This is a genomic window from Pseudarthrobacter sulfonivorans, from assembly GCF_014712225.1.
GTDB classification, from domain to species: domain Bacteria; phylum Actinomycetota; class Actinomycetes; order Actinomycetales; family Micrococcaceae; genus Arthrobacter; species Arthrobacter sulfonivorans.
The window spans coordinates 1-22,842 of the sequence record NZ_JACXBW010000012.1; the positions used below are offsets into that span (position 1 = coordinate 1).

The window sequence follows — 22,842 nt, forward strand, 5'->3', positions numbered from 1 at the left end:
ACAGCCGTGGATCGCTCCGGAGCAACTTTTCAAACTTACCGGCTGTTCTCACTCTTGTCAAACCGGCGTCCGCGACTCTCAACGCCCTTGGGCTTTCGTGTCGGTTTTTTCGGTCTGACTCCGTGGAGCAGCGCGGAAATAAACTCTACCACCACTTTTCAGGGTTGGCCACCCGGCCCCAGGACAGCCCGGTACTACACCTCCATCATCCAACGAAAAAGCCCGGAATCTCAAGGGATTCCGGGCTTTTCCTTCGGGTTTTAAGAGACCGGCTTCACAGCTACCTGCGCAGCGGCGGGCTGCCCAACGGCTGGCACGGTGCTGGGCTTGAAGTACGCTGCGCCAAGTGGCGGCAACGTCACGGTCAGCGTTGCCGGCTGACCATCGAGCCCCTTGTCTGTGGCAGTCAGCGGACCGGCATTGAGAACTCCCGATCCGCCATAGGCCTCTGCGTCGGTGTTGAGCACTTCACCCCAGGCCCCGGTTGCCGGAACGCCGAGCGCGTACCCCACGTGAGGGCCGCCGGAGAAGTTGATGGCACAGACCACCGGGTTACCGTCCTTGTCCCAGCGAATAAAGGTCAGAACGTTGCGGTCGGCGTCCCCGCCATTGATCCATTGGAACCCACCCGGCTCGTTGTCCCGCTCGTAGAGGGCCGGCGTCGAGCTGTAGATCTCGTTCAGGTCCTTGGTGAGCAGCTGCATTCCGCGGTGCGCCGGAATGTCGGCCAGGTACCAGTCGAGTCCATGCTGCTCGGACCATTCAGCCTCCTGGCCGAATTCGGTGCCCATGAATATGAGCTGCTTGCCCGGGTGCGCCCACTGGTACGCAAAGAAGGCGCGCAGGTTGGCAAGCTGCTGCCAGCGGTCCCCCGGCATCTTCCGGAGCATAGAGCCCTTGCCGTGCACAACTTCGTCGTGGCTGATGGGAAGCAGGAAGTTCTCGGTGAACGCGTAGACCATGGAGAACGTGACCGTACCGTGGTGCCACTTTCGGTTGATCGGCTCCTCGGAGGCGTACTTGAGGGAGTCGTGCATCCACCCCATGTTCCACTTGAGCCCGAAGCCAAGGCCGCCGTGGCTGGTAGGGGCGGTGACGCCGGGAAAAGCCGTGGACTCTTCGGCGATCATCACCGCGCCCGGGTGGGTCTTGTAAACGGTGGCGTTGACTTCCTGGAGGAAGGAAATGGCTTCCAGGTTCTCCCGTCCGCCGAAACGGTTGGGCGACCACTGACCCTCTTCGCGTGAGTAGTCCAGGTACAGCATCGAGGCCACGGCATCAACCCGGAGTCCATCGATGTGGAACTCGTCGAGCCAGTACAACGCGTTGGACACCAGGAAGTTCCGCACCTCGGTCCGGCCGAAGTCGAAGATCAGCGTTCCCCAGTCCGGGTGTTCGCCCAGGTTCGGGTCGGCGTGCTCGTACAGGGGTTCGCCGTCAAACTGTGCCAGCGCCCAGGCGTCCTTGGGGAAGTGCGCCGGGACCCAGTCCAGCAGCACACCGATGCCGGCCTGGTGCAGCGAGTCCACCAGGAACCGGAATTCGTCCGGATGGCCAAAGCGGGACGTCGGAGCGAAGTAGGACGTCACCTGGTAGCCCCAGGAACCGCCGAAGGGGTGTTCGGCCACCGGCATGAACTCAACGTGCGTGAAGCCCAGCCATTTGACGTAGTCCACCAGCTCCTTGGCCAACTCGCGGTAGCCCAGGCCAAGGCGCCAGGATCCGAGGTGGACTTCGTAGGCGCTCATCGGCGAATTGTGCGGGTCACGCTGGGCGCGTGCTTCCATCCATTCGGCGTCCTTGAACGCATAGGAAGACTCAACCACCCTGGAGGCTGTCAGCGGCGGGACCTCGGTGCCGAACGCCAGAGGATCCGCCTTTTCGACCCAGTTGCCGTACTTGGTCCTAATCTCGAACTTGTAGCACGCCCCTGCTAAAACGCCGGGGATGAAGACTTCCCAAACGCCTGATGACCCCAGCGAGCGGAGCGAGTTTTCGCGGCCGTCCCACGCGTTGAAGTCCCCTTTGACGCGGACGGCCTGGGCGTTCGGTGCCCAGACGGCGAAGGAAACGCCGTCCACGTCACCCAACGAGGACTTGTAGTGCTGGACGTGGGCGCCAAGGACTTCCCAAAGCTTCTCGTGCCGCCCCTCGCCAATTAGGTGCAGGTCCACTTCGCCCACCGTGGGCAGGTAGCGGTACGGCTCGTCCACTGTCACAGGTTCTGCACCGGGGTAGGTAACTTCCAGCCGGTAATCCGGCACGTGGCCAGCCTCCAGCGGTTCCACTACAGCCACCCAGACGCCGTGGTCTTCGTGGGTCATGGGAACCGGACCGGCTGCGGTCACAACACTGACGGACTCCGCCAGGTGCTTGAGCGTCCTGACCGTGACGTGACCATGGCTGTCCAAGTGGGCGCCGAGCACGGAGTGCGGCGCATGGTGCTCGCCGTTTGCCACCTGGCCTAAAGTATCCGGGTCCACGTGAAGCGGCACACTCGGCCTGTCTGTGGGTGCTGAACCTGTCATGTTGATACCTTCCGATGCTGCCCTGGCATGATCGCCGGAGCCTTTAACGCTGAGGAGCCGCCTGGACGCATTCGCTGGAATGGCCAGCCAGTCAGGTCTGTTCCGCAATTCATAAACAACTTCGTAGAGCGCCTTGTCCAGCCACAATGCCACAAAGAGCGGCGAAGCACGGTCGATGGTGCCCGGCGTGACGGAGGCATAGCCGGCGAGGAACGCGTCCGCGCAGTCATCGACCCAGGATGCCGGAACCCTGGCCCCTTGGTATTCCCGTTCAGCCGCGCCCGCCGCGTAGTCGAAGGAGCGCAGCATCCCCACCACATCCCGAAGCGGGACGTCGGGGAAATTGCGTTCCGAAATGGGCCGGAGGGGCTCGCCTTCAAAATCGAGGATGGCCCAGCGGCCGGCTTCGCTGCCCTGGCCGGGGACCTGCAGGATCTGCCCGAGGTGGAGGTCACCGTGGATCCGCTGCAGAGGACCTGCTTTGACGCCGTCGAGCTTGCCCAACAGTGCCTGCAGCGGCTCGTCATAGGGCCCGACGGCGGCAGCGGCTTCCGCCCATGCCTGCCGCACGCGCTGGGCTACCCCGGGCGCAATCACCTGGCCGGGGACCGCCTCAACGGAGGTTCCAAACGCAGCAGCCAGCCTGCGGTGGACGGTGGCAGTAGCCGCGCCGAGGGCGCGTGCCTCCGCCGTGAAGTCTGCTCCGGTACGGGCGGCGTCCACTGCGAGGCGCCAGGCGTCGCGGCCACCGGCAAGGAATTCATGCGCAACAGCCAGTTCGCCCTGCGCCTGGCGGGGACCCGGCAGGGTCTCCCCCGCCGGTTGCGACGCGGCCGGTTGCGACGCGGCCGTCTGCCACTCCCCCCGCACCCAGCCCAGGGTGGCAGGGACCTCCGAGGTACCCTCTGCGGTCAGGGCCGCACCCACCTCGACCTCCGGGTTTGTGCCCTCGGAGAGCACACGGAAGAACTTTACGATTGCCGCGGAGTCGCCGTCGTCAACGATCACGGAACTGTTGGACTGCTCACCGGCAAGGACTTTGACCATGCCGTGGGCAGTGGGCAGGCGGTGGTTCGAGGACGTCCGGTGGCCGGTCGCCGCACCTGCCCGCGAGGCCGACTCCGAACGGACCAGTTCCAGCCAGGCGGACACAAAGGACGGATCATGCACGGCGTCGTAAATCCAGGCCATCCCGGCGTCCGGAGCCCGGCCCACCAACGCGTTGTCACCGCCTGTGAGCGGGGCATCGCGAAAGCTCAAGGGAACCTGGACCACATCCGTCCGCTGTCCGCCGTCGGCTGTCCGGGAAGAAACGGCCAGCAGGAAGACCTCCAGGCGAGCCTGCCCGGCCGGATCCTCCAGGCTCAGGCCGCCTGCCTGCTCCAGCGAAATTTCGCCTGATTTTACCGGGAACCAGCGCTGGCGCGGGAGCCATTCCCGCAGGACGTCAGTGAGTTCGGCTGTAAGAATCGGCTGGGTCATATCAGTTCCTGATCGGCAGGATGGGAAGCGCTTGCGTCTGGGGCGACGAGGGGTTCGACGCTGCCGAGCGCACCCGCAGCCAGAAGAAGTCGTGGCTTCCCAGCGTCAGGGTCAAGGATCCGTCCTCGTCAATCCCGGGGAAGGGCTGGCCGCCGAAAACGTCGCGGAGTCCGCGGCCGGCGTACTGCGGAATCCGCAGTTTCGCAGCGACCGGGTGCTGGGAAAGGTTGAACGCGCACAGGATCACTTCCCCGGGCACCCCTGCCGCGTTGTCGTCCGAAAGTTCCCGAAGGTAGGACACAACGGCGTCATGGTCGGCCTCGACGTGCTTGAAGGTGCCCAGCCCGAAAGCCGGATGGTTTTTACGGACGCTGAGGATCTGGCGGGTCCAGCGCAGCAATGACCCGGAGTGCGCGGCTTCGGCTTCCACATTCGCCATGTTGTAGTTGTACACCAGCGACTGGATGACGGGCAGGTACAGCTTCCCCGGATCGGCGTTGGAGAATCCGGCGTTACGGTCAGGATTCCACTGCATCGGCGTGCGAACCGCATCGCGGTCCTCCAGCCAGATGTTGTCCCCCATGCCGATCTCGTCACCGTAGTACAGGAACGGGCTGCCCGGCAGCGACAGTAGCAGGGCATTGATCAGCTCGATCTCGGCCCGGGAGTTGTCCAGCAGCGGAGCCAGGCGGCGGCGGATACCGATGTTGGCCCGCATCCGCGGGTCCGGGGCGTACCAGCCCAGCATGGCCGCGCGCTCGTCGGCGGTGACCATCTCCAGGGTCAGCTCATCATGGTTCCGCAGGAACGTCCCCCATTGGGCCCCCTCGGGAATCTCGGGGGTGTCATGCATCGTCTCGATGATGGGGGCGGCCTTCTGGTCGCGCAGGGCGTAGTAGAGCCGCGGCATGATGGGGAAGTGGAAGGCCATGTGGCATTCGGGTTCCTCGGCTGTCCCGAAGTACTCCACCACTTCATTGGGCGGCTGGTTGGCCTCCGCGATGATGACGCGCCCGGGGTAGCTTTCATCCACCATGGCCCGCAGCTTGCGCAGGAAATCATGCGTGGCCGGCAGGTTTTCGCAGTTGGTCCCCTCCTCCTCGAAGAGATAGGGGATCGCGTCGGCCCGGAACCCGTCGATGCCCTGGTCCAGCCAGAACCGCACCACATCAAAGAGCGCTTCGATGACCCGGGGGTTCTCGAAGTTCAGGTCAGGCTGGTGGCTAAAGAATCGGTGCCAGAAGAACTGGCGGCGGATGGGATCGAAGGTCCAGTTGGACTCCTCCGTGTCCACGAAAATAATGCGGGCGTCCTGGTACTTCTCGTCGGTATCGCTCCACACATAGAAGTCGCCGAACGGGCCCTCAGGGTCCTTGCGCGATTCCTGGAACCAGGGGTGCTGGTCCGAGGTGTGGTTCAGCGGCAGGTCGATGATCACCCGGACGCCGCGGGCATGGGCCTCGGCAACCAGCCGCTTGAAATCGCTGATGGTGCCGAACTCGTCCAGCACGGAGTTGTAGTCCGAGATGTCATAGCCACCGTCCCGCAGCGGCGACTGGAAGAACGGCGGAAGCCACAGGCAGTCCACACCGAGCCACTGCAGGTAGTCCAGCCGGTCAATCAGGCCCGAAAAATCGCCCGAGCCGTCCCCGTTGGCATCCGCGAACGCCCTGACAAGCACCTCGTAAAACACGGCCTTCCGATACCACAGAGGATCGTGGGCCAAGCCCGGGGCGTTCAGTTCAAACGTGCTTTTGGGGGTGAAATGCTGGCTGGAACTCTGCGGATTAAAACTCACTGATGCGATCTCCTGATGCTCAGAATGTGTGCGGGTTCGACATGCGCGTCCAGGCGGACGTAATTGTATTCGCCCCATTCCCAGGTTTCGCCGGTGATGAGGTCCTCCACCCGGAACCCGCCGTTGGGCGAGAGGTCCTCGGGGTCGAGTTCCAAAGCGGCGAGATCCAGCGAAACCGTGCTCTCCCTGGTGGCGTGCGGATCCACGTTGACCACCACAATGAGGGTGTCCTTGGTGCCATCCGGCAGGGTCTTGTGTTTGGAGTACACCACCGTGGCGTCATCCGTGCTGTGGTGGACCGTCAGGTTCTGCAGGTCCTGGAGCGCCGGGTGGGCGTGCCTGATGCTGTTGAGCCTTGTCAGGTACGGGGCAAGCGTGCGGCCCGACTCCGCAGCGGCGTCCCAGTCGCGGGCCTTGTACTCGAACTTTTCGTTGTCGATGTACTCTTCCGCGCCCGGGCGGGCAACGTGCTCGTAGAGTTCGTAGCCGGCGTACACGCCCCAGAGCGGGCTGGCGGTGGAGGCCAGCGCCGCACGGATCTTGAATGCCGCCGGACCGCCGAACTGGAGGTATTCGGTGAGGATATCCGGGGTGTTGACGAAGAAGTTCGGGCGGAAGTATGCAGGGGACTCGTGGCTGACCTCGGCGAAATAGGTTTCCAGTTCTTCCTTCGTGTTCCGCCACGTGAAGTAGGTGTAGGACTGCTGGAAGCCGGCCCGGCCCAGGGCGTGCATCATGGCGGGTCGGGTAAATGCTTCTGCAAGGAACACCACGCCGGGTGTTTTTTTGTTGACTTGGGCGATGAGCCACTCCCAGAACCACACGGGCTTGGTGTGCGGGTTATCCACTCGGAAGATCCTGACGCCGTGGCTGACCCACAACTGCACTACCCGCAGGATCTCCTTGGACAGCCCTTCAGGATCATTGTCGAAGTTGAGCGGGAAAATGTCCTGATACTTCTTGGGCGGATTCTCTGCGTAGGCGATGCTGCCGTCCACCCGGGTGGTGAACCATTCCGGGTTGGATTCCACCCACGGGTGGTCCGGTGCGGCCTGCAGCGCCAGGTCGAGGGCGACTTCCAGGCCGAGTTCATTGGCGCGGGCCACAAAAGCGTCGAAGTCCTCGAACGTGCCGAGGTCCGGGTGGATGGCGTCGTGGCCGCCTTCTTTGGCGCCGATGGCCCACGGCGAGCCGGGATCGTGCGGACCCGCGATGAGCGTGTTGTTCGGGCCCTTGCGGTGCTGTACGCCGATCGGGTGGATCGGCGGCATGTAGATGACGTCGAAGCCCATGGCGGACACAGCGTCAAGCCGCTTTGCCGCCGTCCGGAAGTTACCTGAAGTCCAGACCCCGGTGGTGTGGTCCTTTACGGCACCTTCGGACCGGGGGAAGAATTCGTACCAGGCTCCGCGGCCCGCGAGATCGCGCTCGACCATCAGCGGGAACTGTTCGGACACCGTGACCAGTTCACGGATCGGCTGGCGTTCCACCACAGCAGCCACATCCGCACTGAAGCCGCCGGCGAGGCGCTCCTCCTCGGTGAGGGAGGTGTTGCCCAGGATCGAAGCAGCCATGCGCAGGGTGCGCCGGTCCGACGCGTTGCGGGAGACGTCGTCGGCCGCGTCAGCGAGAAGTGCCTCGCCTTCGGCGAGCATCAGCTCCACATCGATGCCCGCAGCAACCTTGACCTCGGCGTTGTGGTGCCAGGTTCCGTAGCGGTCGTGCCAGGCCTCAATGCAGAAAGTCCAGTTTCCAACGGCCGACGGCGTGAGGATGCCCTCCCAGCGATCGGTGCCGAGGCCGCGTTCCCCCCTGGGCGGCGCCAGCCGGACGCGCTGGCGTTCCTTCCCGCGGGGATCCAGGAGGACGGCGGTGACGCCGAGCTGGTCGTGGCCTTCCCGGAAGGCAGTGGCACCAACCACGATTCCTTCACCCGGCAATGCCTTGGCAGGGTATTTCCCACCCTCGACCACAGGCTGTACGGCGGTGATTGGAAAACGGCCAAACCTGAGCCCGTCGGTGATCTTGCCTTTCGGCTTTTTCTTGGAGGCGGCCATGGTTCCTGAGTTAGTCGTCACATGCTAGACGTTAGCGAGAAATGGTCCAGATTGCTAAGCCTGCATGGTTTTTTGTCACGGCGATTCGTCTTATCTGCGGCGTCAACTGTCATTTACCTAAAAGAAAGCAAAAGCAGTTCCCGCTGTTGAGGTTGTCGGTTAGTGTGGCGCAGGTGAAGGCAATCCGCAGATTTACCGTCAGAACCGTCCTCCCCGAGCCGATCAGGCCCCTGGTCCGGTTAGCGACCAACCTGCGCTGGTCCTGGCACCGGCCCACCCGGGAACTTTTCGCCAGCCTGAACCCGCGGAAATGGGAGGAAAGCGAGCAGGATCCCGTCAGCTTCCTGGGCCGGGTCAGCCGCGAGGAGTTCCAGGCCCTGGCCGCGAACCAATCCGTGGTGGAGCGCGTCCGGGCCGCCGCTGAGGACCTCGACCGCTACCTTGACCAGCCGCGCTGGTACCAGGGCCTCGGCGCCGATGCTCCCGCCGCCATCGCCTATTTCTCACCCGAATTCGGTATCACCGAGGTACTGCCGCAGTACTCCGGCGGCCTGGGCATCCTGGCCGGCGACCACCTCAAGGCGGCGTCCGACCTTGGCGTGCCCCTCATCGGTGTTGGACTCCTGTACCAGGCCGGCTACTTCAAGCAGTCACTGTCCCGTGACGCCTGGCAGCAGGAAACATATCCGGTCCTCGATCCGGATGGCCTGCCCCTGACCCTGCTCCGCGAACCGTCCCCTGACAACAACGGCCGGCCGCTGCAGATCACCCTGCCGCTTCCCAACGGCAGGCGCCTCCTGGCACACATCTGGCGTGCCGACGTCGGGCGTGTTCCGTTGCTGCTCCTGGATTCCAACGTTCCGGGCAACGACGACGCCGCGCGGGGCGTTACCGACCGGCTCTATGGCGGGGGCGGGGACCACCGGCTGCAGCAGGAGCTCCTGCTGGGCATGGGCGGTGTGAAGGCACTGCGCGCTTACCAGCGCCTCACGGGAACACCGGCCCCGGAGGTCTTCCACACCAACGAAGGCCATGCCGGTTTCCTCGGCATCGAGCGGATCCAGGAGCTGATGTCCGGGGAAGCTGCCCTGACTTTCGACGAAGCGCTTGCCGCTGGACGGGCGTCCACGGTGTTCACCACCCACACGCCGGTGCCCGCCGGGATCGACCGCTTTGAGATTGCCCAGATCCAGCACTTCTTCCAGGCCGGGCTGGCGCCCGCCGTGCCTGTGGACAGGATCCTGGAGCTGGGCCGCGAAAACTACGCCGACGGCAACCCGTCAGTCTTCAACATGGCCGTCATGGGACTCCGGCTGGCCCAGCGGGCCAACGGCGTGGCCAAACTGCACGGTGAAGTGTCCCGCGGGATGTTCTCGGCACTATGGCCAGGCTTTGACCACTCCGAGGTGCCCATCACGTCCGTCACCAACGGCGTCCACGTGCCCACCTGGGTTGACAGCCGGATCTCCCAACTCGCCCGGAAACAGTTCGGCCCCGAGGCCGAAACCCAAGGCCGCTGGGACTTGGCCTACAACGTCAGCGACGCCGACGTCTGGGCGTTGCGCCGCGAAATGCGCTCGGCCCTGGTGGACGACGTCCGCCGCCGGCTCCGGGCCGCGTGGAAGAAGCGCGGCGCGGCCGACGCTGAACTCCGCTGGACAGACAGCGTGCTCGACCCTGACGTGCTGACCATCGGCTTCGCCCGCCGCGTCCCGACCTACAAGCGGCTTACCCTGATGCTGCGCGAGCCGGACCGCCTCAAGGCACTGCTGCTGCACCCGGAACACCCCATCCAGCTGGTGATCGCCGGAAAGTCCCACCCTGCGGACGACGCCGGCAAGAAGATGATCCAGGACCTGGTCCGGTTCACTGACGACCCCGAAGTCCGTCACCGGATTGCGTTCCTCCCGAACTACGACATCGCCATGGCTAGGACGCTGTTCCCGGGCTGCGACGTCTGGCTCAACAACCCGCTGCGTCCCCTGGAAGCGTGCGGCACCTCCGGCATGAAGGCCGCCATCAACGGTTCGCTGAACCTCTCGGTGATGGATGGCTGGTGGGATGAGATGTACGACGGCGAAAACGGCTGGGCGATCCCCACGGCGAACAATGATGCGTCCCCCGAAGAACGCGACGACATTGAGGCGGCAGCGCTGTACGAACTCCTGGAAACCCAGGTGGCGCCGCGCTTCTACGGCAGCACGGTGTCCGACAGCGCCGGCGCTGCAGGCCCGTCCAGCACCGGGGCCGAGAAAGTACCGACGCACTGGGTGTCCATGATCAAGCACACGTTGTCGCACCTCGGCCCAGCCGTTTCCGCGGACCGTATGTTGCATGACTACGTCAATGTTCTCTACCGGCCCGCGGCGGAGGCCGGTCGCAAGGCGGGGGCCGACTCCTACTCGCAGGCGCGGTCCCTTGCTGCGTGGACTGCCCGGGTGCGTGCAGCCTGGCCGCTGCTCCACGTGGAGCACGTTGACTCCGTGGGCGTATCCGAGGATCCGCAGATCGGGGACACGCTGCAGGTGAACGCCTACGTGGCGTTGACCACCCTGACGCCGGACGACGTCTCCGTGGAGGTCGCCTACGGGCGCGCCGAGGAGAGCGACACCCTGGCGGACGTGACCGTGATGGAGCTGCAGCCCAAGGAGGACCTGGGCGGTGGCCGTTACCTGTTCAGCGGCTCCCTGGTGATCGACCGCTCCGGCCCGTTTGGTTACACCGTCCGCGTCCTGCCCCGGCACGAGGCATTGGCGTCAAAGGCCGAACTGGGGCTGATCGTCAACGCCTGACTAGAGGAGGATGGCAGCGACCGTCAGGTCGCTGCCGGCGTAGCTCTCGGCGTCCTGGAGGATCTCGCAGATGATCCCGAAGGAACGGTCGCCGCGGAATGCCGCGGCGACCTGCCAGAGGATGGTGACGGGGGCGTTGCCGTTTTCGCCGATGCTGTCCGCGAAATCGTGGAGTGAATCGTTCAAGGCGTCCAGGTTCACCCCGTAGTGCTCAGGGAAGCCCAGGACCTCACCGAACGTTTCGAGGACCCCTCGTTTGCTGTCTGCGGCAGGCACCTTCAGGCTGCGGCGGCCGGCATCGGCCACCTGCTCCTGCAGTTCTTCCATGGTCCACGTATCGGTGGAGTAGATTTTCATACCGGGGTTCAGCTGCCTTCTGCAATGAATTTGAACGAGTCGTAATGGTCTTGGGTGTAGTACTTTTCTCCCCCGGCGCCGGCAACGATCCGGCGGGCCCCACGGTCCGATTCTCCCGGGGTGGGCACGGTGTACTCGCGGTAATAACCTGAAGCCTTTCGCGGGAGGATACGCTCAAAGTTGCCGAAGGCCTGGTCATCCTGGCTGTACGAGTAGGGCCCGCCCTGACGGATCAGCGCGAGTGTCCTGCGTGCCTCGGCCGGGAGCGCAGACTCGCTGATCGCCGGCAGGCCGGAAGGGTTGGCGGGAACCGCCGCCGGTCCTGAAACTTCCGCCGGACCGGGGACGGGAGCCTCCGGAACCGGGCCCGCGCTGGGACTTGCTGCCGGCGTCGGACTTCCCGTCAAGGACTCAAGGAGCCCCGGGCCGCCGAAAACAAACAGCGCAAGGGCCAGCAGTCCGGTCAGCAGCAGGGCAACGACAGAGCGGTTGCGCATTCCTGTTACCTGGCAGCTACGTGCGGTAGATGTTGATCGAGTTTGCCTCAACCAGGTCGGTCTCGCCGGAAGCCACGCGTCCGCCCTGACGGATCTCGTGGAGCGGCGAGGTGGTCAGCCGCAGTTCGAACATCCGGCGCGGCGTACCGTCGTCGTTGGTGAGTTCGGGGAGCGTGATCTTCACGTCGGAAGCGCTGCCGTTGACCACCACGAGGCCTGCCAGTGTGCCGTCGTCCGAGCCGAGCAAAAGCTGCATGACCCGGTGCCGCGGATCATTCCACCGGTCCATGGACATCGGCTGTCCGGCGTGGTCGAACCAGTGAAGATACGACTGCTCATCGCGGGCCGGAAAATCGTGCGGCTGGCCCGCCAGGAACTCCTTGCGCAGCCGGACGAAGCGCTTGGTGCTGCGGAGCATCTCGTGGGATTCCGGGGTGCGCGTCCAGTCAATCCAGGTCAGGGGGTTGTCCTGGCAGTAGGCGTTATTGTTTCCCTGCTGGGTGCGGGCCAGCTCGTCACCGGCGGTGATCATGGGCACACCGAACGAAATCATCATCGACGCCATGAGGTTTCGCCGGGACTGGGCCCGCCGGGCCAGGATGTCCTCGTCCTCGGTGGGGCCTTCGAAACCGTGGTTGTAGCTGCGGTTGTCCCCGTGGCCGTCCCTGTTCTGCTCGCCGTTGTCCTCATTGTGCTTGCGGTCGAAGGAAACGAGGTCGTGGAGGGTGAAGCCGTCGTGCGAAGTAACGAAATTAAGCGACGCCAGCCTGGAACGGCCCGATGCCTCAAACAGCCCGGCCGAACCGGACAGGGCATCGGCCAGCCGGGCCACGGAGCCGCCCTGCCCGCCGGACTCAATGGCCGCTCGGTCGGCGAGCCAGAAGGAACGGACGCCGTCACGGAAGTGGTCGTTCCAGTCGACCCAGCCGCCAGGGAACCGGCCGGTCTGCCAGCCGCCGTAGCCGACGTCCCACGGTTCGGAAATAAGCTTCACGTCCGACAGCACAGGATCGGCTGCCACGGCCACCAGGAACGGGTGATGGGGATCAAAGTGGTTGTCCGCGTTCCGGCAGAGTGTCACAGCCAGATCAAAGCGGAAACCGTCGATGTGGAACTCGTCCACCCAGTACCGGAGGGAATCCAGGACCAGCTGGACCACCCGGGGGTGGCCAAAGTTCAGGCTGTTCCCGCAGCCGGTGGTGTCCACATACTTCCCGTGGCCATCGGTGCGGTAATACGTCTCCTCACCGAGGCCGCGGAAGCTGGTGGTGGGGCCATCGGGGCCGCCCTCGGCCGTATGGTTGTACACCACGTCAAGGATCACTTCCAGCCCGGCCGCATGGAGCAGCTTGACCATTCCCTTGAATTCGTCCTGCACAGCATGCGGGCCGGCTTCCTGGGCAGCCTTGGTGGCGTAGTCCGGATGCGGCGCGAAGAATGCTGCCGTGTTGTAGCCCCAGTAGTTGGTCAGGCCAAGGTCCTGCAGGTGCAGCTCATCGAGGTGGAAGTGCACCGGGAGCAGCTGAACCGAGGTGATGCCCAGGCTTTTGAAATGCTCGATGATGGCCGGGTGCGCCATGCCTGCGTAGGTTCCGCGCAATTCCTCCGGAACATCAGGGTGCAGCATGCTCTGGCCACGGACATGGGCTTCATAAATGATGGTATTGCGCCAGTGCAGCCTCGGCCGCTGATCGGCTCCCCAGTCAAAATCGCCGGCCATCCGCACACTGGTCAGGAATCCCTCACGCTCGTCCACCGCGCGGCCGTATGGGTCGAGCAGCAGCGGCTGCCCGGCGTCGTCGTCCAGGTTAAGCATGGGAAACGACAGCGGCAGTGGTTTGGACTTGGAGGCAGCACGGAATCCGTACCGCGACCCGTTGGGGAAATCCTCCACAATCCCGTGATGCACGCCGTTGGTGACATTCGGAAGGGCCCGCCGGCGCCACTCACCGCCGGGTGGTTTGTAGGCAATCTCGAGGTTTTCGACGCCCGGCGCGTAAACAGCGACGTTGGCGGTGGACGGCAGGGCGCTCTCCGGCCCGGACCCGGCGCGCGGAACGCTGACCCCAAGTGGATGCGCCGAAGAGGCATCCATGGTGGAGGCGGTGTCAAATAGCGGCATAACCATCACGGTCAATGGTAGCTGTCAGCGCCTGTTCATCCGCACTCCGGCATTTGTGACGCAGGGCGTCAACCCACGTCGGGTGGGTCCGGAGTCGACTCAGGGTTGCATACTGGAGGGAAACGTCGACATGGAGGTACGTAGTGCGGGTTGCGCTGGCTCAGATCATCAGCGGCCGGGACCTGGCCGCTAACCTGTCCATCCTGGAACAGGAGGCGCACAGGGCCAAGGCCGGGGGCGCGGACATGGTGGTGTTTCCGGAGGCATCCATGCGGGCATTTGGAAACTCACTGTTGGATATTGCCGAACCCCTGGACGGGCCGTGGGCCTCCCGTGTGCGCAGCGTTGCGGCCTCGTTGGAGATCGTGGTGGTGGCAGGCATGTTCACGCCCGGGTCCGCGGGAAAGGTGCGCAACACTCTGCTCGCAACCGGGCCCGGGGTGGAAAGCAGTTATGACAAGGTCCATCTTTTCGACGCGTTCGGCTTCCTGGAGTCGGACACCGTGGACCCCGGCACCGAACCCGTGACATTCGCTACGGGCGGCCTGACCTTCGGACTCGCCACCTGCTACGACATCCGTTTTCCGGCACTGTTTATGGCCAACGCCGAACGGGGTGCGGACGCCAACATCATCTGCGCTTCGTGGGCCTCCGGGCCGGGCAAGGTGGACCAATGGCAACTGCTGGCGCGGGCGCGGGCGCTGGATTCCACCACGTACGTCCTCGCCTGCGGGCAGGGCGACCCCGTCACCCAGGGCGTCCCGGCCAAGAACGGAGCACCCACGGGCGTGGGCTATTCGGCGGTTGTCTCCCCATTTGGCGAGGTACTGGAAGAGCTCGACGGCGCCCCCGGTCTCCTGTTCGCAGACCTGGACGCCGCCGTGGTCAAGGAAGCCCGCCAAAAGCTCCCGGTGCTGGCCAACCGCCGCCAGTTTTAACCCAGACGCTCTCTCACTTAACGCGGCTTAAACGGCAACGCTCTCGCACTTTCTCGAAGGAAGTGAGAGAGCGTCCCGTCGGAACCCACATTAAGTGAGAGAGCGTCTGGTGGGGCGGCACACAGCCGTTGTTACTTGGCGGAGCGCTGCCTGGAGATTTCGTACAGCGAGATGCCGACGGCCATGGAGGCGTTGAGCGATTCCATGGCGGAGTCGATGGGGATGGAGACGATCTGGTCGCAGTTTTCGCGGACCAGGCGGCTCAGGCCCTTGCCTTCGGAGCCAACAACGATGCACACCGGTTCCGTGCCGAGGGTGAGGGCGGGCAGCGAGACGTCGCCGTCGCCGTCGAGCCCCAGGACGAAGATGCCCATGTTCTTGAACTGCTTCAGCGCGCTGTTGAGGTTGCCCGCGCGGGCTACCGGAACACGCACGGCCGCACCGGCGGAAGTCTTCCAGGCCGAGGCGGTGACGCCCACGGAACGGCGTTCCGGGACGATGACGCCGTGGCCGCTGAACGCGGAGACGGAGCGGATGATCGCGCCCAGGTTGCGGGGGTCCGTGATGCCGTCCAGCGCCACGAAGAGCGGCGCGTTCGAAACGTGGCCCTTCTTCCACCGGTCCACGGTTTCCTCGGCCAGGTCATAGGCGTCCTGGTACTCGTACGGCGGGATCTGCAGGACGAGGCCCTGGTGGACGGCGTCGTCGGTCATGCGGTCCAGTTCGGGCTTGCCGGTCTCGAGCAGCGGGATGCCGCGCTCAGCAGCGATCTTCAGCGACTCCTTAACACGGTCATCCATTTCGATCCGGATGGCGATGTGCAGGGCCTTCGCGGGGATGCCGGCACGGAGTGCTTCGACCACCGAGTTACGGCCGGTGACCACTTCCTCGGTGGCGCGTCCCTTGGGGCCCGAGCGGGCTGCACCGGCGCTGCGGGCACCGGTTCCGCGCTTGGCAGCGGAACGTTCCGCGAGCTGCTTGCTCTTGTGCGCCTTGTGGTAGGGGCGGTCCTCCGCCTTGGGCGTGGGGCCCTTGCCTTCCAGGGCCTTGCGGCCGTGGCCACCGGTTCCGATGGTTGGCCCCTTCTTTGCTTTGACCGACCGGCGACCGTTGTTGGCCATGAGAGTTCCACCCTTGATTGTTTGACTGAGTCTGCTTACCAGTCTACTGAATCAAGTAAAATCGCCGGTTCAGTCCCGCTGGAGGCTCCAGGTGGCGCCGTCAGGACCGTCCTCGACGGCGACTCCTGCCGCCTTCAGAGTGTCCCGGATGGCGTCCGACGCAGCCCAGTCCTTGGTTGCCCGGGCCTGGGCACGGGCCGTGAGCTGGGCTTCGATCAGCACCTCGAGGGCAGCCGTTTCCCGGGCATCCGATACCGCGCCGGTTGCCACCGCGTTCAAGCCGAGAACGCGGAGCATGTCATGGACGGAGTGCAACGCCTGGCGCGCGTCCTCCAGCCGCCCTTCTGTCAGTGCAGTGTTGCCTGAGCGGACGGTTTCGTGCAGCACCGCGAGTGCCTGCGGCACGTTGAGGTCGTCATCCATGGCCCGCTCGAACGCCTCCGGCGCCTTGCCGTACGTGAAGAACGCGTAGTTGCGGCCGTCGGAGAGGGCCCGAACGGCACGGCTGATGAAGCCGTCAATGCGTTCGACGGCGGCGGCAGCTTCCTCCAGCGACGTGGGGCGGTAGTCCAGCACCGAGCGGTAATGCGCCTGGCCGAGGTAGTACCGGACCACCCGCGGGGAGGCGAGCTCCAGCATTTCAGCGGGGCTGATGGTGTTGCCGATGGACTTGGACATTTTTTCACCCTGGTAGGTGACCATGCCGTTGTGCATCCAGAAGTTGGCGAAGCCGTGCCCCGCCGCTTGCGACTGGGCCATTTCGTTTTCGTGGTGTGGGAAGCGCAGATCCAGCCCGCCGCCGTGGATATCAAACTCGGTGCCGAGGTATTTGGTGACCATGGCGGAGCATTCCAGATGCCAGCCCGGCCGGCCGGCACCCCACGGCGAAACCCAGCTCGCCGTCGTCGGCTCGCCCTCTTTGTAGCCCTTCCACAAGGCGAAGTCCCGGGGATCTTTTTTGCCCCGCGGATCAGCGTCGGGCGCGCCCTGCATGTCGTCAATGTTCTGCCGGGTCAGCGAGCCGTATTTCTCCCAGGACCGCACGTCGAAGTAAACATCGCCGGAGTCGTCCAGCGCCGGATATGCGTGGCCGCGGTCAATCAGCTGCTGGACCAGCGCATGCATCTCCGGGATGTGGCCGGTGGCGCGGGGTTCGTAGGTGGGCCGGGAGACGCCCAGCGTGTCGTAGGCCTTCAGGAATTCCTGCTCATAGCGGTAGGCCAGTGCCCACCATTCCTCCTCGCGGACCGTGTCCGGCCCGGGCTCGAAGCCGGGTTCGAAGGACTCAGCGGATTTGGTGAGGATTTTGTCGTCGATGTCCGTGACATTGCGGACGGCTGTGACGCGCAGGCCCCGGTATTCAAGCCAGCGGGTGAGCTGGTCGAAGGCGATGGCGGAGCGGATGTGGCCCACATGCGGCATGCCCTGCACCGTGGCGCCGCAGTAGTACAGGCTCACCTTTCCCGGGATGAGGGGAACGAAGTCGCGGACTTCGGCGGATGCGGTGTCGTAAAAACGGAGGGTCACCGCTCCAGATTAGCCGATCCGGCCCGGTTGCCTGGGATACACCAGAGCGGTGGCAATGGCGGAAATGCCTTCGGCGCGGCCGGTGAAACCCAGCCCGTCGCTGGTGGTGGCGGTGACGCTGACGGGGGCTTCGGCCGCCGCGCTCAGGACGTCCTGCGACTCCTGCCTCCGTGGCCCGAACTTTGGCCGGTTGGCCACGAACTGCACCGCCACGTTGCCGATCTCAAACCCCGCCGCCCGGACAATCCTGGCTGCCTCCGCCAGGAGCGTCACGCCTGACGCGCCGGCGAACTCCGGGCGGTCCGTGCCGAAATGGGTACCCAGGTCCCCGATGCCGGCGGCCGAGAACAGTGCATCGGCGGCCGCATGGGCCACGGGGTCCCCGTCTGAGTGCCCGGCAAGCCCTCGTTCGCCTTCCCACAACAGCCCGCCCAGCCACAGCGGACGGGGGTTCTCCGCAGGGGCGTAGGCGTGGACGTCCAGACCGATGCCCGTGCGCGGCAGGATCATCGGTGCTTCCTCCATGCTCAACCTTCCACCCAACGGATGCCGAGAGGGCCTTCCAGCAGACCCTCGGCAATGATCAGGTCAAGGGGCGTGGTGATTTTCAGTGACTGGGTGGACCCATGGACGGCATGGACAGGGACGCCCAAAAGTTCCACCAGCATGGCGTCGTCAGTGACCGCGGCGGCCTGCGCCTCATCAAGCCGGGAAGCCGACTGATGGGCTTGGAGCAACGTGGACAGGCGGAATCCCTGGGGCGTCTGGACAGACCGAAGTTCCTCCCGCGGGGCGGTACCGGTGACGAGTTCCGGCGCGATGGCGCTGTCATCGCCGCTCGTTCGCGTTACGGTCTTGACCGTGTCCACGACCGGGACTGCCGGAATGACTGCAACGGCGCCGGCGGCCAGCGAGTCCACCACCCGGTGGAAGACATACTCAGGTGTCAGCGCGCGGGCGGCGTCATGTACCAGCACCGCTTCAATCCCCTCGATCAGACCTTCGATGCCGGCCCGGACTGACTCCGCGCGGGTGGCACCACCACCCACCAGGGTGAGGACGGGGCCGCCGTCGGCCAGTTCCTGCCTGAATTCCTCCAAGGGCCCCTGGAGGCCGTCAGTGTCTGCCGGCAACACCACGCATACCTGGCTGCACACGCCCGAGGCCACGACGCCGCGGAGCGCATGCATCAGGATGGGCTCGCCGCCAAGCGGCACCGCCGCTTTTGGCATTCCGTAGCCAAGCCTTTCGCCGGAACCGGCGGCCACAAGGATAACGGCGGTGACAGGGCGGGGCAGTCCGTTGTTCATGGCCTCTAGCCTACGTCCCACCCGGCCCGTCCGGAGGAGCCCCGCGGCGGGATCGGTTAGCGGAGCGCGACGGGCCGGAATTGGGCAAAAAGAAACCCCGGAGGTGCTTACACACCCCCGGGGTTCAATTCTTAGGAAGCCAGGACCTCGTCGAGAACGCTTGCCGCCTTCTCTTCATCGGTCTTTTCAGCCAGTGCAAGTTCTGAAATCAGAATCTGCCGGGCCTTGGCCAGCATACGCTTTTCACCTGCGGAAAGGCCCCGGTCGTGATCCCGGCGCCAAAGGTCACGGACGACCTCTGCTACCTTGATGACGTCACCGGAAGCAAGCTTCTCCAGATTTGCCTTGTATCTGCGCGACCAGTTGGTGGGTTCTTCAGTGAACTCGGCACGGAGCACGTCGAATACGTGCTCCAGGCCTTCCTTGCCCACTACGTCACGGACCCCAACAAGGTCAACGTTCTCTGCTGGAACTTCAATGGTCAGATCACCCTGAGCCACCTTGAGCTTGAGATACATCTTCTCTTCGCCCTTGACAGTGCGCATCTTGATTTCTTCAATTTTTGCAGCACCGTGGTGAGGGTAAACTACTGTCTCGCCGACCTCAAATACCATGTAAACATTCCCCTTTCCCGCAGACCAGTTTATCACGATTCAGGCATATGACTGGCCCGGAACGAGGCCCGGAACCCCGTAAATACGCGGAAAATGGGCGGAATCGGCCCCCTCCGACCCCTTGACGGATGCGGATAATAGTGCATGCAGGGCCTGCTGCCAAGGACAATGTGACCGCGCGGAATCCTCGTTTGAGCCTGATTGCCGCTAGGCTAAGGCTGATTAATGTTTCCACACTCTCGAGGAGTACGTGACGTGCGTTTCACTGCGATGAACCGGGCCCAGAGCGGCAAACTGGCACTGGCGGCAGGAGTTCTGGCCCTGGGCTTGGCGACGATGACAGGCTGCGGCTACATCACTCCCCAGCAGACCACTCACCAGTACTCCTCCTCGGACGGCATCCGCGCGGACCTGGGGCCGCTGCAGTTGCGGAACATGCTGATCGTCTCCGCCGGCGAGGACAAGCCAGGCCGCCTGATCGGTGCCGTCTACAACTCTTCCTCGCAGGATGTGAAGCTCACCGTCAACGGCGCCAAGGGTTCACAGACCCAGGTCCCGGTGAAGGCCAACTCCTACACCCTGCTGAACGGCTCCACGGACGAGGCCATCCTCAGCACGAGCGGCGGCATTCCCGGTTCCCTCGTGGACATCAAGGTCACGGAGGACGGCACCAACGTCAATAAGACTGTGAAGATGCCCGTCCTGGACGCCACGCTGCCCGAGTACAAGGAATACCTCCCGGCCGGCAGCGAACCGACCGGATCCGCTTCAGCCACGCCGTCGCCGTCGGCCTCGGCAAGCGCCGCCGCAGCGCACTAGGCAACCCCAGCAACCAGACAACAGCAGCAAGGCAAAAAGGAGGGGCTCCCCGGGGAGCCCCTCCTTTTGCGTTTGCCAGCGCCGTGCGTTTGCCAACGCCGCGCGGCTGCCAGCCGCGCCCGGCCTACGGCTCGAACTTGTAGCCGAGGCCCCGGACCGTCACCAGGTAGCGCGGTGCTGACGGATCCGGCTCGATCTTGCCCCGGAGCCGCTTGACGTGCACATCCAGCGTCTTGGTGTCCCCCACATAGTCGGATCCCCAGACCCTGTCGATCAACTGGCCGCGGGTCAGCACCCGGCCCGAATTCCGGAGCAGCATTTCCAGCAGCTCGAATTCCTTCAACGGCAGGAGGACCTGCTCGCCGTCCACGCTGACCACGTGCCGTTCTATGTCCATGCGGACGGGGCCCGCCTGGACTGTGGCGGAGATCAGCTCTTCCGGCTCACCCTGACGGCGGAGCACGGCCCGCACCCGGGCCACCAGCTCGCGGGAAGAATATGGCTTGGTGACATAGTCGTCGGCCCCCAGTTCGAGGCCCACCACCTTGTCAATCTCCGAGTCCTTGGCCGTCAGCATGATGACCGGCACACCGGAACGCTGGCGCAGCTGGCGGCAGACCTCCGTTCCGGACAGGCCGGGCAGCTGCAGGTCCAGGAGGACCAGGTCCGCCCCGTTCCGGTCGAACTCGGTGATCGCGTCGAGGCCGTTATCCACTACCTCGACCTCGAATCCTTCCTTGCCCAGCAAATAGGACAACGGGTCGCTGAACGACTCTTCGTCCTCGACAATCAAAATCCTGCTCAAGCGCTGGCTCCTTGCTCATGTACGCCGCGCTCTTTAACACGCTCGGGTACGGCTCGATCTTTGACAACTGGAGTATCGGGTTCGTCCTGGCTCTCCATCTCGGGGAGCCTCAGGGTGAAGGTGGAACCCTGGCCGGGCCGGGACCACAACGTCACCTCACCGCCGTGGTTCGACGCAACGTGCTTGACGATGCTCAGGCCCAGGCCCGTGCCGCCGGTGTGGCGGGACCGTGCAGCGTCCACGCGGTAGAAGCGCTCAAAGACCCGCTCCTGGTCCTCCGGGGTCATCCCTTCGCCCTGGTCCGTGACGGATACGGCAATGAGTCCGTCCTTGGCCCGGACGCCCACGCCTACCTTGGTGTTTTCCGGCGAATAGCGAATGGCGTTATCGATCAGGTTCCGCAGCGCGGTAACCAGCAGGTCCCGGTCGCCAAACACTGTGGCGTCTACGGGTTCACCGACAACGATCTGGATTTTCTTGCTTTCAGCGGGCAGCTGTGAACGGTCCACGGCTTCAGCGATGACTGCGTTAATGTCCACGGCGCTGCCCCCCTGGGACACGCTGGCGCCCTGCAGCCGGGAGAGCTCGATGATGTCCTGGACCAGGGCGGCCAGCCGGCCTGATTCCTTGTGCATCCGTTTGGCGAAGCGGCGGACAGCCTGTTCGTCATCTGCTGATGATTCCAGTGCCTCAGCCAGCAGGGAAATCGCACCCACCGGAGTCTTCAGCTCATGGGATACGTTGGCAACGAAGTCGTTGCGGATCTCTTCCGTACGGGTGATCTCGGTGCGGTCGTCGGCGAGCAGGAGGATATATTCCTCCCCAAGCATGGCCGCACGTACCTGCACGATGATGGTGCCCTGTCCCAGCGGGCCGCGCGGGAGCTCGAGCTTTTTCTCCAGAATCACACCGTCGCGGCGAACACCGGCTGTCATGTCCAGCAGCTCCTTGTGGACCACCGTGTGGCCGCGCACCAGGCCATAGGCGTACGCGGCGGGGCTGGCCCGGACCACTCCGTCAACGGCGTCCACCACCACAAATGCGCGGCCAACGACGGCCAGTACCTCCGCGGCGCCCTTCGGCAGGGACGGCTCCTCCATGTCGACGTCGACAAATTGGCGCTGCTTTTCACTGACCCTGAATGCGAGCACGCCAAGGGTGCCGAGCGCCAGGCCGACGAGGCCTGCGATGACACCGATAAGCATAGGATCCACAGCTCCAGCTTATGCTGAGATAAGTGGCTTGCCGGTGCGTCCGGGGCCGTTGCACAGACGGTTCAGCTAACGTTCATTTACAAGAGACTGTCCGTTCACCGCACGCTGGCAGAGTTACGGGTTGGAGTGCCGAACGGCGACATGAATTCCGTCTGCCATTGGGGGCGGGATTCCAGAGAAAGGACGCCCCCGTGCGTAAGGTTTTTCAGGAAGAGCTGACTCAGGTCGGTGAGCAGCTGGTTGAGATTTCCAAGTTGGTCAGTGAGGCAATGGAGAAGGCCACCACGTCTTTCCAGGTTGCGGACGTTGACTTGGCGGAAGACGTCATTGCGGCTGACGCCCGCATCGATTTCCTGCAGAACAGCCTGGACGAACGCGCCATCGACATTCTCGCCCTGCAGGGTCCGGTGGCCAGCGACCTCCGCATGATCGTCGGCTCGCTGCGGATGAGCGCCTCGCTGGAGCGGATGGGCGACCTTGCCCGGCACGTGGCCCAGCTCGCCCGGCTGCGCTTCCCGTCCAACGTGATCCCGGCATCCATGACGGAAACGTTCAAGAAGATGGCCGAACAGGACCAGCTGATCGCCGACAAGCTCACCGTCCTCTTGGAAACCCGGGACCTCGAAGTGGCCCGTGACATCCTGAAAGCCAACAGCACCATCGACGACCTTCACCTGAGCGTCTTCAAGGCGATCGCTTCCCCGGACTGGGCCGAGACTCCCGCCACCACCGTGGACGTTGCCCTCGCGAGCCGCTACTTCGAACGGTTCGCTGACCACGGCGTCTCCGTGGCACGCAAGGTCACCTACCTGGTGACCGGCGAATGGCAGCCGCAGGGCCTCTAGCCCAAACCCCCGGACG

17 protein-coding genes are annotated in these 22,842 nt (G+C 64.5%); 4 read left to right on the forward strand and 13 right to left on the reverse strand.

Features of this window, described 5'->3' with window-relative positions:
* Window positions 1-260: 260 nt before the first annotated feature.
* The 3 genes from IAQ70_RS15420 to IAQ70_RS15430 are packed head-to-tail and all read right to left on the reverse strand — an operon-like array spanning window position 261 to window position 7,865.
* The gene (locus IAQ70_RS15420) at window positions 261-4,010 is read right to left on the reverse strand and encodes a 1,4-alpha-glucan branching enzyme (RefSeq protein ID WP_190990208.1); all 3,750 of its coding nucleotides are present in this window, start codon (window positions 4,008-4,010) and stop codon (window positions 261-263) included.
* Window position 4,011: 1 nt separating this feature from the next.
* Window positions 4,012-5,808 (reverse strand): maltose alpha-D-glucosyltransferase, encoded by a 1,797-nt coding sequence (gene treS, locus IAQ70_RS15425; protein WP_190990209.1) that lies wholly within the window; start codon window positions 5,806-5,808, stop codon window positions 4,012-4,014.
* Window positions 5,805-7,865, reverse strand: coding sequence for an alpha-1,4-glucan--maltose-1-phosphate maltosyltransferase (locus IAQ70_RS15430; RefSeq protein WP_190990210.1), 2,061 nt, complete (start codon window positions 7,863-7,865; stop codon window positions 5,805-5,807). The genes treS and IAQ70_RS15430 overlap by 4 nt, the downstream gene beginning before the upstream one ends.
* A 173-nt stretch (window positions 7,866-8,038) precedes the next feature.
* Between IAQ70_RS15430 and glgP the strand changes: the two genes are divergently transcribed.
* Complete coding sequence (gene glgP, locus IAQ70_RS15435) at window positions 8,039-10,657, forward strand: alpha-glucan family phosphorylase (protein WP_190990211.1); 2,619 nt, start codon at window positions 8,039-8,041, stop codon at window positions 10,655-10,657.
* On the opposite strand, the gene IAQ70_RS15440 is transcribed toward glgP, so the two are convergent.
* The 3 genes from IAQ70_RS15440 to glgX are packed head-to-tail and all read right to left on the reverse strand — an operon-like array spanning window position 10,658 to window position 13,639.
* Window positions 10,658-11,014, reverse strand: a complete 357-nt coding sequence (locus IAQ70_RS15440; protein WP_190990212.1) for a barstar family protein — start codon at window positions 11,012-11,014, stop codon at window positions 10,658-10,660. It abuts the gene before it with no gap.
* 8 nt (window positions 11,015-11,022) lie between these two features.
* Window positions 11,023-11,511 (reverse strand): ribonuclease domain-containing protein, encoded by a 489-nt coding sequence (locus IAQ70_RS15445; RefSeq protein WP_190990213.1) that lies wholly within the window; start codon window positions 11,509-11,511, stop codon window positions 11,023-11,025.
* Between the two features lie 16 nt (window positions 11,512-11,527).
* A complete protein-coding gene (glgX, locus tag IAQ70_RS15450) occupies window positions 11,528-13,639 on the reverse strand; it encodes a glycogen debranching protein GlgX (RefSeq protein ID WP_190990214.1) in 2,112 nt (703 codons plus the stop codon).
* A gap of 137 nt (window positions 13,640-13,776) precedes the next feature.
* Between glgX and IAQ70_RS15455 the strand changes: the two genes are divergently transcribed.
* Window positions 13,777-14,571, forward strand: coding sequence for a carbon-nitrogen hydrolase family protein (locus tag IAQ70_RS15455; protein WP_190990215.1), 795 nt, complete (start codon window positions 13,777-13,779; stop codon window positions 14,569-14,571).
* Window positions 14,572-14,702: 131 nt separating this feature from the next.
* Here IAQ70_RS15455 and rlmB read toward each other — a convergent pair whose 3' ends face one another.
* The 5 genes from rlmB to IAQ70_RS15480 all read right to left on the reverse strand — a co-directional run bounded on the left by rlmB (window position 14,703) and on the right by IAQ70_RS15480 (window position 19,143).
* Window positions 14,703-15,692, reverse strand: a complete 990-nt coding sequence (gene rlmB, locus IAQ70_RS15460; RefSeq protein WP_190990216.1) for a 23S rRNA (guanosine(2251)-2'-O)-methyltransferase RlmB — start codon at window positions 15,690-15,692, stop codon at window positions 14,703-14,705.
* Between the two features lie 69 nt (window positions 15,693-15,761).
* On the reverse strand, window positions 15,762-17,219 hold the full coding sequence (gene cysS / locus IAQ70_RS15465; protein ID WP_190990217.1) for a cysteine--tRNA ligase: 1,458 nt from the start codon (window positions 17,217-17,219) through the stop codon (window positions 15,762-15,764).
* Between the two features lie 9 nt (window positions 17,220-17,228).
* The gene (gene ispF / locus IAQ70_RS15470; protein WP_223860141.1) at window positions 17,229-17,744 is read right to left on the reverse strand and encodes a 2-C-methyl-D-erythritol 2,4-cyclodiphosphate synthase; all 516 of its coding nucleotides are present in this window, start codon (window positions 17,742-17,744) and stop codon (window positions 17,229-17,231) included.
* A gap of 2 nt (window positions 17,745-17,746) precedes the next feature.
* Window positions 17,747-18,529: a 2-C-methyl-D-erythritol 4-phosphate cytidylyltransferase gene (ispD, locus tag IAQ70_RS15475; protein ID WP_190990218.1), complete on the reverse strand. Its 783-nt coding sequence runs from the start codon at window positions 18,527-18,529 to the stop codon at window positions 17,747-17,749.
* 131 nt (window positions 18,530-18,660) lie between these two features.
* Complete coding sequence (locus tag IAQ70_RS15480) at window positions 18,661-19,143, reverse strand: CarD family transcriptional regulator (protein ID WP_026266570.1); 483 nt, start codon at window positions 19,141-19,143, stop codon at window positions 18,661-18,663.
* A 270-nt stretch (window positions 19,144-19,413) separates the two neighbouring features.
* On the opposite strand from IAQ70_RS15480, the gene IAQ70_RS15485 reads away from it, so the two are divergent.
* Window positions 19,414-19,962 (forward strand): hypothetical protein, encoded by a 549-nt coding sequence (locus IAQ70_RS15485; RefSeq protein WP_190990334.1) that lies wholly within the window; start codon window positions 19,414-19,416, stop codon window positions 19,960-19,962.
* Between the two features lie 124 nt (window positions 19,963-20,086).
* On the opposite strand, the gene IAQ70_RS15490 is transcribed toward IAQ70_RS15485, so the two are convergent.
* Window positions 20,087-20,767 (reverse strand): response regulator transcription factor, encoded by a 681-nt coding sequence (locus IAQ70_RS15490; RefSeq protein ID WP_190990219.1) that lies wholly within the window; start codon window positions 20,765-20,767, stop codon window positions 20,087-20,089.
* Entirely contained in the window at window positions 20,764-21,972 is a 1,209-nt protein-coding gene (locus IAQ70_RS15495; RefSeq protein ID WP_190990335.1) for a sensor histidine kinase, read from the reverse strand. The genes IAQ70_RS15490 and IAQ70_RS15495 overlap by 4 nt, the downstream gene beginning before the upstream one ends.
* 200 nt (window positions 21,973-22,172) lie before the next feature.
* Between IAQ70_RS15495 and phoU the strand changes: the two genes are divergently transcribed.
* Complete coding sequence (gene phoU / locus IAQ70_RS15500; RefSeq protein WP_190990220.1) at window positions 22,173-22,826, forward strand: phosphate signaling complex protein PhoU; 654 nt, start codon at window positions 22,173-22,175, stop codon at window positions 22,824-22,826.
* The last annotated feature ends 16 nt before the right edge of the window (window positions 22,827-22,842 follow it).